Raw genomic sequence first — 15,792 nt, forward strand, 5'->3', positions numbered from 1 at the left:
ATCGCCCTCGATTGGCACCAGATCCATAATTCCCTCCTTCAAATCTCGAAAGATAAGAATTATGCGCGAACTCAAATCCCGTTAAAACGTGGGGTGTTCGCAATGCTTACGGTAAAGGTGATGCCCGCCAGATCCGGGCTGTCGAGCATCGCCTGACCCACGACAGAACCCTTGCCCATCACAAGGTTGAGCACGCCCTTCGGCAGGCCGGCGCGATGAAGAATATCGACCATCGCCCAGGAGCAGCGCGCCGGATGCGCGCTTCAAGATCACCATGTTGTTCACAAATCGCGGCGAAACTCGAAAATGCCGGGCGGCTTCCCGGTGACTATTACCTTCCTCAACAAACGCAACACCACGCGCACGCAATTCGATCGGATGCGGCTTGCCCATGGTCGTCCTCCTTCCATTGGCAAATGGAATCACAAACAGACGTTTTGGGTATCTGAATCAGGAAAACCACACCCTGCTTTAGTAATATTAAATCAGTAGACACTTTATGTGCGCATCAGACAACTGATCTATTGAAATTGCATAACCTGCGACCCGGCAGTAGATGCCGACAGAGGGACGTTATCCGGGGCTATCGATGGCTATCGTGAAGCGCTTGAGACTAGCTCGTCCAGTCTTCCACCCGTAATCCGGGAACGCGAACAAATTCCCTGTGATTATTAGTAACCACAATCAACCCCCGCGAGCGAGCGTGTCCCGCAATCAGTTGATCATATGGACCGATTGGAGTTCCACTGCGCGCCAGTTCGGCTCGTAGTTGACCCGTATGGATTGCAGCCGGTTCATCGTACGATAACACTTCAAGACGCGCTGCGAAGCCCTCCACTACGGAAAGGTTCTTTTCAGGGCTGCCTGACTTTTCCGCTCCGTAAATCAGTTCCATCAAACTAACCGAGCTGATGCACAATTGATCATAGAAACGATTGAACGCCACGCGCACCTGCTGTGGTCGATATTTGATTGTGAACATGCAAATGTTGGTGTCTAGCATGTACTTCAGCATTAAAATGCCTCGCGCTCCTGGGAGGTGGCCTGATCACGCTCACTCATGAAGTCGGATGTGGCCGCCGCTCCTTCAAACCAGCTGTCCCAGACCTCGCCAGCAGGTGCGATAATGCGGGTGCGTCCGACGGCTACTATATCGACGCGCTTTACATCGTCAGGCAAAGCGACTGCCTTTGGAAGACGGATAGCTTGGCTTCGATTGCTCTGGAATACTGCACCCTGCTCCACCTACGTCCCTCCGGATTGCATCACCGACTGTATGATATACATAAGCCCCGCCTGGGATATGTCAACGGGATATACATTTGGCGGCGCCGCGAATTCTCGATCAGTGCCTTCGCCTTGAACGGTATCGAACCGTCAGCCAGGGCATCTGGGCCGCAACTCACAGAACGAGGGGCCACCCTTGAAAGACAGAATATTTCCGGCTATATTACCGGGAATAGCAAGGAGGGCAAAATGTCTAGCTCCCAGACCCGCGCAATTCAAAACTACAGAGCCAGATTGAGTGACCGTGGGCTCGCCCGTTTCGAGGTACTGGGGCGCGATTCCGATCGTGAGCTTATCAGGCTGGTAGCACGCCGCTTGGCGGAAAATAGCCCTGAGTCAGCCAGATTACGCACGGCAATGAGTGATACGATCAATGGTGAACCACCCAAAAAGGGCGGAATTCTCGCAGCGCTTCGCCGATCACCACTTGTGGGTGCTGACATCGAATTCCCGCGTCACCGCGAAGAAGGTCGTGAAATCGAGCTTTAATGCGCTACCTTCTTGATACAAACATCCTGAGCAACGCAACCAAGCCAGAGCCATCGGCCGCGCTGATGACATGGATGGCTGATCAGACTGATGAGGATCTTTTTATTGCTTCCCTCACGGTGGCTGAGATCCAAAAGGGGATCTTGGAGAAACCCGCTGGCAAGAGGCGAACTTCTCTTGAGAGCTGGTTTGTCGGTGAAGATGGGCCACAGCATCTCTTTGCTAATCGTGTCTTACCCTTTGATGAAACGGCGGCACTCATATGGGGCCAATTGATGGCAGAGGGAAAAGCAACCGGACGCCCGCGCAGCGGCCTCGATATGATCATAGCGGCCACCGCCCAGGCAAACGGGTGTGTTGTCGTAACCGACAATGAGAAGGACTTTTACGGCGTCGAAATGATCAATCCCCTTCGCATTGGCCCGGGCTGAAGCAGCACTACTTAAGGCCTTGATGAAAATCGAACCTTTGGCCCATCTATTTCTCATGAACTGAGAGGCAAAGGATCCGTGCCTTCGCTTAGAATTGCAAGGTATCGTGGATAGCTGAACACGCGGCCACGCTTGCGGCCGGTCACCTCATCAACAATGCCCAATCGCTCCAGATCGGCGAGTGCGGCGTTGACGGTTGGTGCGGACAGACCTGTTATCTGAACAATCTGGTTCGCTGTGTGAAAAGGATTCTGCTGAAAAAGCTCGTGAATACGAAGGGCCGACCCTGCTCTATCACTCTCCACCGTGATCCGCTCCCGATCTTCCTTGAAAAGATCGACGATCTGGGTCGCAGCCTCAAACGCTTGATTGGCAGTGTCGGCAACGCCGGTCAGGAAAAAGTCGAGCCAAGCTTCCCAGTTTCCATGCTCACGGACCTCTTGCAATAACCGATAATATTCTCTCCGATGGGACTTTAAGTAGAGGCTGAGATAGAGAAGCGGCTTCCGCAAAACCCCGTTCACACAAAGGTACAGGGTTACAAGCAGGCGACCAATACGGCCGTTGCCATCGAGAAACGGATGGATCGTTTCAAACTGCACATGCAGCAGGCCAGCTTTGATCAGCGCCGGGAGCCGAGATTGGTCGTCATGCATGAAGCGCTCGAATGCGTCCAGGCAACCAGCCATTTCAGTGACGGGTGGCGGTACAAAGAGTGCGTTACCGGGGCGCGTGCCACCAATCCAGTTTTGCGAGCGGCGGAACTCTCCAGGATCCTTGGTGCCTCCCCGCCCACTGTGTAAGAGCCTGGCGTGCATCTCACGGATCAGACGCAACGACATGGGCAGCGTTTCAAGCCGCTCCAAACCATACATCATGGCGTCAACATAGTTGGATACTTCACGGATATCATCAACCGGCTGCCCGACTTGAGCTTCGGTCTCAAACCGCAAGAGATCAGAAAGCGTGGACTGCGTGCCTTCGATCTGCGAGGAGAGAACGGCTTCCTTTCTCACATACATGTAAAGAAAAAGCTCCTGTCTCGGCAGCAGCATTGTGATACCATCCAGGCGTCCTAGCGCGCGCTCAGCCAAGCTGAGACGTTCTAGCAATGAAAGCACATCGATCGTCGGCTCGGGTGGCAATGGCGGCGGCACGAACGCCCGCACTGTTTCATTGGCGGCGACCGTCTCGACGAAACGACCCAGGCGGTTTTTGGATTGGGAATCAGACATAACCAAATATCAGCCGCGCCCGTTATTTAAGCAAGACGCCTTTCATTTAATTAATCGACAGACTTAGATAAGCGCGCTTAATTAACGCGCCGACGTTGAACTCTCGAGCTTTGATCTAAGCGACAACGACCCCTAATACGATGAACGGGCGCCATTAGAGTCACACGCCCGATACATCCTTTGTTAAAGGTCGCCTCATATTCCCGCTCGCCCACGGCACTGGTGCCGAGAGAAACGGAATGAGTATGCCCAAACACGAACTTTCATCACGTCATTTTCAGCGAAAAATATCCCAATTCTGCGATCTGCGTATCGCGCCGATCACATCCAAGCGGGTGCTGGAGAACATCCGGCCCTTCCTGATCAGCTTAATCATCTATAGGAACTCGCCTCCGCTCGGGAGCGGCCAACTCGATTGGACAGCGATAGGCTGTGATATCGAAGCTGAGCTGACGGTGGAACTGAAAAAGCGGCTCCGGCCGGGATTGGAAGCGATCATCCGATGGCTCGACGGAGCACCAGCAGTCGAAGAACAACGGCCACCGAAGCCAACGGCTCGCCCGGAAAAAATGGCGCCAGCCAGAAAGGCAACCTCCGTCACCTCAACCAAAAAGCCTCAACGTGCGACGGCAGACGGCACCTTTGCCTCGTCTGCATCTGCGCCACGTGGGCCGGCTCCAAAACCGATCAGCCCTTTCCCGGAACCACTATTCCAGGCGACAGAGGATCCGGCGAGCTTTCAGGATGCACTGATCTATCATATGCGTCGGTTCGGCGACACCTATTGGCAACTTTACCGCGCCGTTGTTCATCTAAATGAGACCTTCGACAACAAGACTCTGCTATCTTGGATCCAGGGAGAGCGCGTACCCCGCTCTGTTGCCAGTTTCAGTATCCTCCGCCGCATCGAGCGACGCTATCGACTTTCAGAAGGATATTTCAAAGAGAAACTGCCGCATCAGGCGCGCTCGCTGTATGGTCACAATCTCGGTGATATCAGCCCAGCTGAGCGTCGACGGATTTCAGTGCACCTGCCCGAGGACTTCAATAGCCTGCCCTTTGCCAAGCGCGAGGAGATCCTCGATTGGGTGCGCCGGGTGATCATTTCAGGCTCTACGGAATAGAGCCGCTATCAGGCGGCGGCCGTCAAGCAGCGATATGCCATCCGCTTTCCCGGCGTCACCTATGGCAGCAGCTTTCTTTCCTCTCGATCGTTGGCCTCGGCGGCCGGCGCCAATCAGAACGTTGCCGCAGAACTTGATGATCCTGATCTGCTCTCCGGCGTTATCGACGCACCGCCGAGACTTGCCATGGAAATGGCTGATCTCATCCGCTTCAAGACTTCGACGCTGACGGCGATTGGTTTCCAACGGAACGGCGTCTGGGGTGAAGAAGCGGCCTCCCAAAAGATTGAGCACCTCGGCTTGATGTTTGGTGCGCTTGCTGCCTCGCCAAACGGTGTTGTGAAAGGTTTTGGTGTGCCAGTCAGCCAGTTAAGCTTCGGCCTTCTCGTCTTCCCCGGTGTTTGGGACTGGTATCTGCAGTGGCGGGAACAGCGACGTGGCTTCTACACCAAGTGGGAAGAAGACATGCTGATGGTCGCCCAAGCCCTATCTCGTGCGGACGTTGGTTGGATCCGACAGCATCCGGAGCTGCTTCGGAATGTCAGGCCCATCGCGGGTTTGGTCGAACAGGAAGAAATCGACTTAGCGGCCCGCGATTGGCATGGTGCCTGTGATGCTTTTCACCGACATGCCGCTAACCGTTCTAAGGAGATTCAACGAGTGATGCGAGTGCATCGCGATCCATTTGAACCGATCATGTGTGTACTTGAAGCAGACAGCCCTCTGGCGGAATATCGCAAGATCACGGACGAGATCGTGAGACGTATGCCGGATGAGAACAGATATCCACGACCGGCCGCGGAAGCCGTTAGGTCGTTCCTATTGCTTCGGCTGGGCCTGCACCTTGGGCTCAGACAAAAGAACCTTCGCCAACTACGTGTCTGCCCCCGCGGACACTATCCGACGTCAGAACGCCGGCTGGAGGATTTGAAATGCGGTGAGCTGCGCTGGAGCGATCGCGACCATGGGTGGGAGGTCCTTATCCCGGCGGTAGCATTCAAAAACTCCGGTTCATCCTTCTTTGGACAGAAACCGTTTCGGCTGATCCTGCCGGACCTGCTCGACCTCTATGAATATCTCGATGCCTATATCGACCGTCATCGTGGTGTCCTGCTTGGCGGCGCCAAAGACCCCAGAACCCTGTTCGTCAAAACGGTGAAGACCACCAGCATAGACGCGGCTTACAACTCGACCACGTTCTACGAAGCTTGGAGAACCGTCATCCAACGCTATGGAATTTTTAACCCTTACACCGGACGAGGTGCCATCAAAGGCTTGTTGCCGCATGGACCCCATAACCTGCGGGACATTCTCGCGACGCATATTCTGAAGCAGACCGGATCCTACGAGCAGGCGAGCTACGCAATCCAGGATACACCCGATGTCGTTCGGCAGCACTACGGTCGCTTTCTTCCGCAAGACAAGGCTGCACTGGCCGCAAAGATCCTCAATCAGGTTTGGGAAGCTGCGTAAGGTCGAATGAGATGCTCGGCTCGGATACTCAGAACATGTTGCATCTGAGCCGAGCGTCCTCGTCTCCGCCTTGATGGGATCAGAACCATTGACCCGCCGATCGCAGCGAGCATGACCCTAAGCGAGTGGCGCCATGCTCGCACGTTTCGATCGACTTTAGCTGTCAGAGGCAACGCGTTCGGCCGTCGGCACCAGGCCATGACTTGCCCTCACCAGATCGGCCGCTCTCTCACCAATGACAACGCATGGCGCCATCGTGTTGCCGGTGGTGATCCGCGGCATGACTGAGGAGTCCGCGATGCGGAGCCGTTCGATCCCATACACTTTGAGCTCACCGTCAACCACCGACATGCTGTCGCGTCCCATCTTGGCTGTGCTGGTTTGATGCCAATAAGTGACTGCAGACCGCCGGATAAAGTCGGCCATTCCTGACCTGTCGCGCGCACCCGGAGCTGTTTCACCGGTTACCAGGGAAGAGAAGGAATCGCTGTTGCCAAGCTCGCGGCATAATTCGACGGCGACCAAGGCGGCAGCCAAATCTTCCGGCTCACTGAGAGAGTTCGGTTCGATCAGCATGGTATCGTTCACGTTCGCTCCGGAGAGCCTCAGCCGGCCGCGGCTTTTTGGCTGGGCGAGACCATTGAACATCGTCCAACCGTGTTCGGGCGTCTCAAGACCCGTCTCTGCCGGCGAAGGGACGGCAAACTCCAATTGGCACTGAAGAATGTCTGGGTGGGCAAGCTGTGAGTTGCTTTTCCAGTAGAGTTTCGCTTCGCAGCCAGTACCACCGACGGCCTGCGGGTCTCGATATGCCCATGTGCAACCGAAGGCGAGGTGATCCTGGTGATTGCGACCGACGCCAGGTAGATGCTGAACCACCGGAATGCCGTGCGCCCGTAACTCATCTTCGGGACCTATGCCTGATTGCATCAGCACCTTCGGGGTATTGATCGCGCCAAGCGACAATACCGTCTCGCACCGCGCCGTAAACCGACGTGTCTGGCCATCGACAACGACCTCTACCCCCGTCACCCGCTTGCCATCGAATATGAGGCGTGAGACCAGCGCGTCGGTCATGACCGTCAAATTGGGCTGCAGCATTAGCGGACGCACATAGGATCCGAACACGGATTCACGCTTTCCGTCCCGGATGCGCAGTTCGGCAATCGATGCACCACCGGAGCCCTCCATCATCTCTCCGTTCGGTGTGTCGTAGACGGGAATGCCAATTGTCGAAGCAGCCTGCAACATAGCCTCTGCGATCGGCTGCGGCGCATCCGGTTGCGCGACATAGGCCGGTCCTCCCACTCCTCGGCGTATCGGGTCAGGTGTTCCCTGCCAATTTTCAATCCGACGATAGTAACCAAGGATAGATTCATAGCCCCAAGCGTCGTCACCGGCTTCAGCGGCGAAGTGATCCCAGTCACCCTTATGTCCTCTGGCCCATACCAGTACATTGATGCTTGATCCTCCGCCAAGCCCCTTGCCCATGCTGAGGGGAAGGCGTCGACCGTTGAGACCAGGCGCCGGTTGACCGACAAAGCCCCAGTCGCGGCTGGTGCCAAGATTGAGTGGCCACATTGCGGGATTGGAGACGGTTTCGGCGGCATCGTCTCCGCCAGCTTCGAGTAGCAGAACGCTGGCGTTGCCATCCTCAGCCAGTCGCGCCGCGACAACGGAGCCGCTGGAGCCAGCGCCGCAAACGATGAAGTCGAAAACGTCACCGACTTCGCGTAGCGGGATTGATGATGCGTTCGGCGCATTATGTTCATGAGTATTCAGCTTCACGTGGTTACCTCCGTGAATTGATTTGAAGAAAATTGAGGGAGCGCTGCAGGATCTCGAACCAAAAGCGGCGCCGGATTTTGCTGGGCGACAGACCGGCAAATTTGTTTGCCTTGGCTCTACGCCGATCAATGCGATGGAGGTGGCAGCGTCATCGGGGCAGTTTGTCGCCCCAATGACATCGCTGGCTCCGCCACTACTGCTTGGTCGAGACGGCCTTGGCGGCCTGATCGATTGTGTCGGCGACCACAGTCGGCTGCGTCATGAACAGCGCGTGGCTTGCCGATACCTTGGTGATCCTCGCCTTGATGCGGTCCGCCATGTGGATCAGCATCGCCTGATCGAATGCCTTGTCTTCGGTGGCGATGACGGCCCAACTCGGCTTGGTGCGCCAGGCGGCGTTTTCGAGCTTCGTGGCGAAAGAGGCCATGTTGATTGGCACCTGCGAAGCGCTCATAAACGTAGCCTCGACATCGCTGACGTCATGCGCGAAACCGGCCTTGAATTTTGCCGGGCTGACATATCCAAAACCATCCTTGGTGGTCTCGATGACGAACTCCGACGCGGGCGCGAACCCTTCGTACTGCTGAGCCGTCGTCTCGCCAGCGTCTGGCGAAAGCGCAGAAACATAAACGAGGCCAGCAACCTTCGGATCTATGCCTGCTTCCGTAATGACCGTGCCGCCCCAGGAATGTCCAACGAGGATGGCCGGACCATCCTGACGCTCCAGCGCCCGTTTGGTGGCGGCAACGTCATCTGCAAGAGAGGTCAGTGGGTTCTGCACAATGGTGACGCGATAACCACGCTTGGTGAGATTGTCGTAGACGCCCCTCCACCCGGAGCCGTCCGCAAATGCGCCGTGAACAAGCACGACATTTTTGACGGACTGATTGACGGGGATCGTGTCAGCGGCATTTGCCGCCGTGGCGGTGGAGAATGCAGCGGCAGCTGCGATTGCGGCTATGGTGGTCGTTGCCTTGCTGGTCATGGCTTTCTCCTTGTTGTTATAGCGATATCTGTTATCGCGATATCTATAAATTGTCAGACTTCGATAATGGCGTCAAGATAATTCTTATCGCGATATTGGTTTCCGCTGTAACACGGGATATATGGAGCTACACAGGAGTTCAGAATGACCAAACGCCACAACGATCCTCCGCGGCTCAAAGACCAGCTCTGCTACGCGATTTACACCGCCGGCATTGCCATTCAACGCGCCTATAAACCGCTCCTCGACGAACTCGGTCTGACTTACCCTCAGTATCTCGTCCTCAACGTGCTTTGGAGCGAGGATGGACAAACGGTAGGCTCCATTGCCAACGCACTTGCCTTGGAATCCAGTACGCTGACCCCGCTTTTGAAGCGCCTTGAGGCATCGGGGCTACTGCACAGAACTCGAAACCTCGACAACGAGCGGCAGGTCCTGGTCGCTTTGACCGACGAGGGCCGTGCCCTGCAGCACAAGGCCGGCTGCCTCAGCGACACGCTTCTCAAGACCTCCACGCAAACACCACAGGAACTGGCGGCGCTGAACCGGGACGTGCGTCATCTCCGCAACGCGATCTATTCCCAGATCGGCGGATGGGACGCGCCGGCCTGAGCAAGTGGCCAGAAGGTTCAGCTCGGCGAAGCGGATGTCACCCTGCGCGATCACCAGGTGAAGACGGTCTTGCCCCGGGTGCGCCCTTCGATCATGTCGCGGATGGCCTCGCGCGCTTCAGTCATTGGCACCACCGCTCCGACTTCGGGCGTGATGTTGTTCCGGATGACGAACTGCATCATGGCCTTCATTTCCTCGAGTGTGCCCATAATGGTTCCTCGGATGTCGATCTGTTCGACGAAGATGCGCAGCAGATCGGTCTCGGCGGTGTGGCCAGTCGTGATGCCGTTGATCAGCAAGACGCCGCCCCGCTTCACAGCTTTCAGGCTATCCGCCCATGTCGCAGCTCCGATATTGTCAACGACCGCGTCAACGCGGCGAGGAAGGACGTCGCCATGTCGGAATATCCGGTTGGCACCAAGACGCTCGGCGATCGCTGCCCCTTCATCATTGCGAGTCGTGACCCACACTTCGAAGCCAGCAGCCCGACCCATCTGGATGAGGGCCGTCGACATACCACCCGAAGCCCCCTGCACGAGAAGGGTCTGGCCGGGGATCAGCCGTGATTTGGTGAAGAGAGAGCGATAGGCCGTGAGCCAGGCAGTGCCGAGCAGTGATGCATTGAGCGGGGACAGACCTTCAGGAATAGGCACCGCGTTGCGCTTCGGAACCGCGACATAGTCAGCCATTGTCCCGGGCACAAGCTCGCAGAGAACGTGCCAGTGAGGGTCAATCGTCTCGTCCCCCTTCCAGCTATCTCTCCCCATCACGGGGTATAGCACGACGGACGTCCCGTCGTCGAGCAATCCTGCGGCATCATTGCCCAAGATCATCGGGAACGGGATCGGCTCCTCTTGGGAAGTCATCCCGCGAAGGGTGAAGATGTCGTGCCGGTTTAGGCTGGCATGTGTCACTTTCACTCGCACCCAGCCCTCTTTCACGATCGGATCAGGGCGTTCGCCGACGACAACAGAGGCAAGAGGGTCGTCGAGATTCGCTTCTTTTGCATAGACGGCGAACATGGTGTTCCTTTCAAACCGTAATGAAAGTTTGGTGCTGCGCGGTGGCATCGATCGATTGCCATCGGCCGCATACCGACACCCTCAAACCGTGCGGATGGTCCCGCCATCGATCACGAACTCGGCGCCGTGGATGGCAGCAGCACGGTCGGAGGCGAGGTAGGCGATAAGGTCGGCCACCTCTTCTGGCTCGGCTCCGCGCCCGATCGAGATCCCGCCCAAGGCATCGAGCACGGACTGCCGCGCGTCCTCGATCGTGCCGCCACTGGCAGTCCGAAGCATTTCGAGAAAGTCTCCAGTAGCATCGGTCATGATCCAGCCGGGCGAGACGGAGTTGACCCGCACGCCCTTGGGACCGAGCTCTTTCGAGAGTGACTTGCTGTAGGTTCTCAGCGCAGCCTTCGCGGCGGCATATCCTGTCGTGGATTCGGGCAGCGGCAGGACGGACTGAATTGAGGTGATGTGCACCACAGTGCCCTTGCCCCGCTCAAGCATCTGCGGGATCAACAGGCGATCGAGCCGGACGGTCGCCAGCAGGTTAAGGTTCAGTTCGGCGAGCCAGTGGTCGTCCGTCAGCGCGGCGAAGCCACCCGCCGGCGAAGCCGAGCCACCGATAACGTGGGCAAGGATGTCGATGCCGCCTAGCCGCTCCTGCGCCGCCTCAGTTACTGCTTCGCTGCCTGCCGCGGTAGTCAGGTCTGCCTGGACATATTCGACGCCCTCGATAGGATCCTTGATCGTGCGGGCGGTCGTCATAACACGAGCACCACCAGCGAGAAAGCGCTCGACCGTGGCGCGGCCCAGCCCCTTGGTGCCACCGCTGACGAGCACGCGCTTGCCAGCGAACTCTTTGGAATCTGCCTGGATGCTCATACCGTGGTCTCCAGAACCTTGATGGCGTCGTTCGCCAGCGTGAAGCGATAGGTGAAGCGGATCGGGCTGCCCGGGAAGTCACCATGAGCGGGACCTTCGAGCACGACATCGCCGTCTTCTTCCCGAACAGTGTCCGGCGTGAAGATCGCCTTCACCGCGATCGCTTCGTCCTTGAGTAGCTTGCGGATCTCAGCCAGTCCCTCGTAACGCTTGCCGTTGTCGATGAAGACGGCGTCATCGAGGAAGGGCTTCATCATGCCGTCGATATCGAGACGGGCGTTTGCCTCGACATAGTCGGCGATTGGTTTGGGCAGGTTCATTGTCATGTTCATCTCCTCGATAGTGATGAAGCTAAGTTAGCAATGGACTTTTCTCCTGATAAGCAAGATAAATCGGCGTGACGTGTTGCGAAAATCAGGACAATGACTCGGCATTCGCTAATCGAACTTGAAGCGGTTCTCGCGATCGTTCGGTGCGGCTCGTTTCGAGCGGCCGCGCTCGATCTCGGCATGTCGACCACGGCCATCAGCAACGCGGTGGGCAAGCTTGAGCGTGAGCTTGACGTTCGTTTATTCAATCGCACCACGCGCAGCGTCTCGCTCACCTATGCTGGGCGTATCTTCGTCGCACAGATCAAACCAGCACTCGAGGGCATCCAGAAAGCGATGAATACGGCGCGCTCCCAACAGGAGACGCCGTCCGGCGTCTTGCGCATCAATGCCTTCGCGACGGCCGCGCGTGAGATCATGGCGCCGCTGGTCCTGAGCTATCTTAAGCTCTATCCGCAGGTTCATATCGACATCGTCACCGAGGGGCGACTTGTCGACGTCGTGGCGGCAGGCTTCGATCTGGGCGTGCGCAGCGCGGATCTGGTGCCCAGCGACGCGATCGCCATACCGCTGGGTAAGATGCGGCGCATGGCGGTTGCCGCATCTCCCGCCTTTTTCGAAAACAGGGCTATCCCCGAAGTGCCGCAGGATCTGCTCTCTTACCCTTGCGTTCGCGGGCGACTTCCCAATGGCGCATTGTTCCGATGGCGGTTCGAGAAGGGCGGCGAAGAATTGCAGCTCGATGTCGAGGGCCCGATCACTCTTGACGAAGCATCCCTGGCGCGGATTGCGGTGACGAACGGCGTGGGGATCGGCTATTTCATGGAAACCGATGTCCGCGAAGACATCGCAGCAGGACGGCTCGTGCGCATTCTCGAAGACTGGACCCCGCCGCTCGTGCCGCTGTGCCTTTATTACTCCAATCGGCGCAATTCTTCCGCCGCATTCCAGGCCTTTATTGCGCTCGCGCGCGACTACGCGGCCGGACGGCTCGCACAGCCCTAAGCACGATGGTGCGCGTCCGCAAAGTGCACCGCAGGTCCTTCACCAGCCATTTGGACGACGCGGCGATTGGCGAAACGACGCTCCAAATACAGACAAGGATGATGTCCAAACTGCTACGTTGGAAGCGCAATGCTGTCATTGCTGCTGGGCGGCATGCGACCAAAATGCCTTGCTGCGTCTTCGCCTTGAACCAATTTGAACCTGTGACCCCGTCGCGAGAGGAAGGTATGATCGGCCTGTATTACTTCGCCATCGCCTACTCTGCCTTAGATGTCCTGCAAGCCACGTGCCGACGCCTTCTGCGACCAGCATCAATTATCGACGATGTGGTGGATCATGGAGAGCCTATCGGTATATACGCGCGATCCCGGCCAGAGAACGGCGGAGAGCTGACCGAAACATGGTGGTTCGCGGATGGGGCGCTCCAGCTGGGCCATCGGCCCATCACAGTTGATCATCGCCGGGGCTTGGCAGACCAGTTGTCGAACTGACGACCGGTTCGTTGTCGTGCTCTTCCCCTACACCGCAATGCCGTCACCCATACGATCTGCCTCGTCTGGGTCACGTGGTAGGGTGACGTTCAGGATGGTTCATGCGCGCAATACCGGGCAGGGCGCGACCTGGCCAAGCAGTCTATACGTCGCCAGCGGCGTGGGGCCAAACAGGCTAAATACAGCAAACTGGTCGCAGCAGAACAATACCAGTTTACCTGTTGAAAATAATTTTGCATAAGGAAGCTCTCTCTTAAGCAGGTGCTTCGATTGAGCGATCTAGCGGTTCTAACCCTCCTCACAAAAGCTCTGGCCAGCGAAAGTGGCGAGCCGCTTTACCGCAGGCTTGAAGATGCGATCAAGGCGGCGATCGGGACAGCACATATCAAGCGGGGCGCCGTCATCCCCAGTGAACGCGCCTTGTGTGCGGCTCTCGACATTTCTCGGGTGACAGTACGCAAGGCCATAGACAATCTGGTTTCCGACGGTTTTCTCGATCGTCGCCAAGGTGCCAAAACTGTCGTTTCATCGCGTCTCGAGAAATCGCTGGCTACCATGACCAGCTTTTCCGAGGACATGCGCTCTCGTGGTCTGGAGCCCGGTTGCGTATGGATTTCGCGTGATATTTCGCGGCCTTCGCCCGCCGAAATGATGGCTCTGGGGATTTCAGGCAGTGAAAAGGTCGTTCGGCTCAAGCGTTTGCGCACAGCCGACAATACCCCCATCGCTATCGAAATCGCGACCTTGCCGGCACGTTTCGTGCCCAACCCGCAGGCGATCCAGGCCTCCCTCTATGAATATCTGGAAGCCAATGGCGCGCTTCCCGTGCGCGCCCTCCAGCGGATGCAGGCAAAGCCCGCCAGCGAAGAGGAACGCGACCTTCTCGGCATCCCTGAAGCTGCCAGTCTGCTAATCATGGAGCGGCGCTGCTTTCTTGCTGACGGCCAGATCGTTGAGTTCACGCAAACTAAATATCGCGGCGACGTCTACGATTTCGTCATTGAGCTTATGCGATAATACCAGTTAAAGTCCTGTTGCAATCTGGTCTTGTCCTGCTACCGTGATCACACAACAGGAGAGCCGGACGTGCTGCTTGATATTCAAGCCTTAAAAAATGGACTAATCGTATCGTGTCAGCCGGTAAAAGGTGGCGCGATGGACAATGCCGCAATGGTCGTCGGCTTCGGCCTGGCGGCATTGGATGGCGGTGCGGCGGGGCTCCGCATCGAGTCGGCTGACTATGTCCGCGCCGTCCGTTCGGCAACCGACAAGCCGATTATCGGATTGGTCAAGCGCGACCTCGACAACACGCAGGTGCGCATCACGCCATGGATCGAGGATGTCGATGCATTGGTAGCAGCCGGTGCAGATATCATCGCCTATGACGCAACCCAGCGCATCCGCCCGGTCGACACCAAGACGCTGATCGACCGTATCCACGCACATGGGCGCATCGCCATGGCCGATTGCTCTATTCTGGCGGACGCCGAACGGGCACTGGCCGAGGGCGCCGAGATCGTCGGCACCACACTAGCCGGATATACCGGACCGGTAGAACCCACGGAGCCCGATTTCGCGCTGATCGCGGCGTCTTCGAAGCTTACGCCTCATGTCATCGCTGAAGGTAACGTCCGTACACCCGAGCAAGCCTCGAAAGCCCTTGCAAGTGGCGCGTTCACAGTGGTGGTTGGTTCAGCGATCACGCGCCCGGAACACGTCACCTCCTGGTTCCGCGCCGCGCTCGATGACACCCTCGCTTCGGTCGGAGCATGACCCGCATGATCGACCCGGATACTGTTCTCGCACTCGACATAGGCGGCACCAAGATGCTTGCCGCACTGGTGCGCGGAGGCGTTGTCCTGGAAAACCAAAAGGTGCCGACACCCCGCGGCGGCAATCCCAAACAGTGGCTTGAAGCGCTGTTTGCAGCCATCCCTTCGTGGCAGGGCCGTTACGCGACAGCGGGCGCGGCCGTCACTGGCATTGTCGATCAAGGCTTCTGGTCGGCGCTCAACCGCAACACGCTTGACCTCCCGGATCGCTTTCCTCTTGCAGAAACGGTTGCACGCCTTTCTGGAGTGCCGGTTCTCGCCGCTAACGATGCGCACGCAGCAGCCTGGGGCGAATTCCGTTTCGGCGCTGGCCAGAACGAAGACATGGTGTTTCTTACCATCTCAACCGGCATCGGCGGTGGCATCGTCGTCAACGGCAAACCGATGTTCGGCCTTGCCGGCCATTTCGGGCAGTTCCGCGTCGCCGAGGATGTTGCCGGGACGCTGGAAGATCAGGTTTCAGGTCACTGGATAGCTAGCCAGGCCAAGGACCATCAGGCAGGCGCAACCGCGCGCGATGTTTTCGAAGCTGCAGCCGCCGGCAAGACGTGGGCCATGGACATAATTGGCGCATCGGCACGCCAGACCGCCCAGCTTTGCCGCAATATCCATTTTGCACTCGATCCCCCGCGCATCGTCATCGGCGGCAGTATCGGGCTTGCGCCCCCCTATCTCGACACCGTCCGGCAGGCACTAGAAGGCCTGCCGCCGCGGCTCACACCGAAAATCCACGCCGCCGCACTCGGGGAAAGTGCCGGTGTCGTGGGGATCGCCGATCTTGCAAAAAATCACCAGAAAAATCACATAGAGGAGAACTAA

At 57.6% G+C, this 15,792-nt stretch carries 13 protein-coding genes and 3 pseudogenes; 7 read left to right on the top strand and 9 right to left on the bottom strand.

The annotated features are described in order from the left end of the window. Positions 1–104: 104 nt before the first annotated feature. The 3 genes and pseudogenes from ASD36_RS30255 to vapB form a co-directional block, all read right to left on the bottom strand. Positions 105–254, bottom strand: a pseudogene (locus tag ASD36_RS30255) (aldehyde dehydrogenase family protein); the annotation flags it as partial. A 359-nt stretch (positions 255–613) separates the two neighbouring features. Continuing rightward, entirely contained in the window at positions 614–1,015 is a 402-nt protein-coding gene (gene vapC, locus ASD36_RS17925) for a tRNA(fMet)-specific endonuclease VapC (RefSeq protein ID WP_060511572.1), read from the bottom strand. Continuing rightward, positions 1,015–1,245, bottom strand: coding sequence for a type II toxin-antitoxin system VapB family antitoxin (gene vapB / locus ASD36_RS17930; RefSeq protein WP_060511574.1), 231 nt, complete (start codon positions 1,243–1,245; stop codon positions 1,015–1,017). The genes vapC and vapB overlap by 1 nt, the downstream gene beginning before the upstream one ends. A gap of 231 nt (positions 1,246–1,476) precedes the next feature. Here vapB and ASD36_RS17935 point away from each other — a divergent pair, with 231 nt between their 5' ends. Together ASD36_RS17935 and ASD36_RS17940 are read left to right on the top strand one after the other, a co-directional pair. Further along, positions 1,477–1,776 (top strand): hypothetical protein, encoded by a 300-nt coding sequence (locus ASD36_RS17935; RefSeq protein WP_060511627.1) that lies wholly within the window; start codon positions 1,477–1,479, stop codon positions 1,774–1,776. Continuing rightward, on the top strand, positions 1,776–2,207 hold the full coding sequence (locus ASD36_RS17940) for a type II toxin-antitoxin system VapC family toxin (protein WP_060511576.1): 432 nt from the start codon (positions 1,776–1,778) through the stop codon (positions 2,205–2,207). The genes ASD36_RS17935 and ASD36_RS17940 overlap by 1 nt, the downstream gene beginning before the upstream one ends. A gap of 53 nt (positions 2,208–2,260) precedes the next feature. Here the strand turns inward: ASD36_RS17940 and ASD36_RS17945 are convergent, their stop codons facing one another. Next, positions 2,261–3,442, bottom strand: coding sequence for a Fic family protein (locus tag ASD36_RS17945; RefSeq protein WP_060511578.1), 1,182 nt, complete (start codon positions 3,440–3,442; stop codon positions 2,261–2,263). Between the two features lie 245 nt (positions 3,443–3,687). Between ASD36_RS17945 and ASD36_RS17950 the strand changes: the two are divergent. Then, positions 3,688–6,039 (top strand): annotated as a pseudogene (locus ASD36_RS17950) (hypothetical protein). Between the two features lie 156 nt (positions 6,040–6,195). Here the strand turns inward: ASD36_RS17950 and ASD36_RS17955 are convergent. Beyond that, positions 6,196–7,827, bottom strand: coding sequence for a GMC family oxidoreductase N-terminal domain-containing protein (locus tag ASD36_RS17955; RefSeq protein ID WP_060511580.1), 1,632 nt, complete (start codon positions 7,825–7,827; stop codon positions 6,196–6,198). A gap of 193 nt (positions 7,828–8,020) precedes the next feature. Then, a complete protein-coding gene (locus tag ASD36_RS17960; RefSeq protein ID WP_060511582.1) occupies positions 8,021–8,812 on the bottom strand; it encodes an alpha/beta hydrolase in 792 nt (263 codons plus the stop codon). Positions 8,813–8,956: 144 nt separating this feature from the next. Here ASD36_RS17960 and ASD36_RS17965 point away from each other — a divergent pair, with 144 nt between their 5' ends. After that, positions 8,957–9,424, top strand: a complete 468-nt coding sequence (locus ASD36_RS17965) for a MarR family transcriptional regulator (protein ID WP_060511584.1) — start codon at positions 8,957–8,959, stop codon at positions 9,422–9,424. A gap of 50 nt (positions 9,425–9,474) precedes the next feature. Here ASD36_RS17965 and ASD36_RS17970 read toward each other — a convergent pair whose 3' ends face one another. From ASD36_RS17970 to ASD36_RS17980, 3 genes are all read right to left on the bottom strand, one after another. Continuing rightward, positions 9,475–10,446 carry a zinc-binding dehydrogenase gene (locus ASD36_RS17970; RefSeq protein ID WP_060511587.1) on the bottom strand — a complete coding sequence of 324 codons (972 nt, stop codon included), beginning with the start codon at positions 10,444–10,446 and terminating at the stop codon, positions 9,475–9,477. 81 nt (positions 10,447–10,527) lie between these two features. Beyond that, the gene (locus tag ASD36_RS17975; RefSeq protein ID WP_060511589.1) at positions 10,528–11,316 is read right to left on the bottom strand and encodes an SDR family oxidoreductase; all 789 of its coding nucleotides are present in this window, start codon (positions 11,314–11,316) and stop codon (positions 10,528–10,530) included. Continuing rightward, entirely contained in the window at positions 11,313–11,642 is a 330-nt protein-coding gene (locus tag ASD36_RS17980; protein ID WP_060511590.1) for a nuclear transport factor 2 family protein, read from the bottom strand. Before ASD36_RS17980 ends, ASD36_RS17975 begins: the two co-directional genes overlap by 4 nt. Before the next feature lie 96 nt (positions 11,643–11,738). On the opposite strand from ASD36_RS17980, the gene ASD36_RS17985 reads away from it, so the two are divergent. The 3 genes and pseudogenes from ASD36_RS17985 to ASD36_RS31140 all read left to right on the top strand — a co-directional run bounded on the left by ASD36_RS17985 (position 11,739) and on the right by ASD36_RS31140 (position 15,792). Beyond that, on the top strand, positions 11,739–12,650 hold the full coding sequence (locus ASD36_RS17985; protein WP_060511592.1) for a LysR family transcriptional regulator: 912 nt from the start codon (positions 11,739–11,741) through the stop codon (positions 12,648–12,650). Between the two features lie 752 nt (positions 12,651–13,402). Beyond that, positions 13,403–14,158, top strand: coding sequence for a GntR family transcriptional regulator (locus tag ASD36_RS17995; protein ID WP_347360136.1), 756 nt, complete (start codon positions 13,403–13,405; stop codon positions 14,156–14,158). 72 nt (positions 14,159–14,230) lie between these two features. Continuing rightward, positions 14,231–15,792 (top strand): annotated as a pseudogene (locus ASD36_RS31140) (putative N-acetylmannosamine-6-phosphate 2-epimerase).

The organism is Rhizobium sp. Root1334 (assembly GCF_001426665.1).
GTDB lineage: Bacteria > Pseudomonadota > Alphaproteobacteria > Rhizobiales > Rhizobiaceae > Pararhizobium.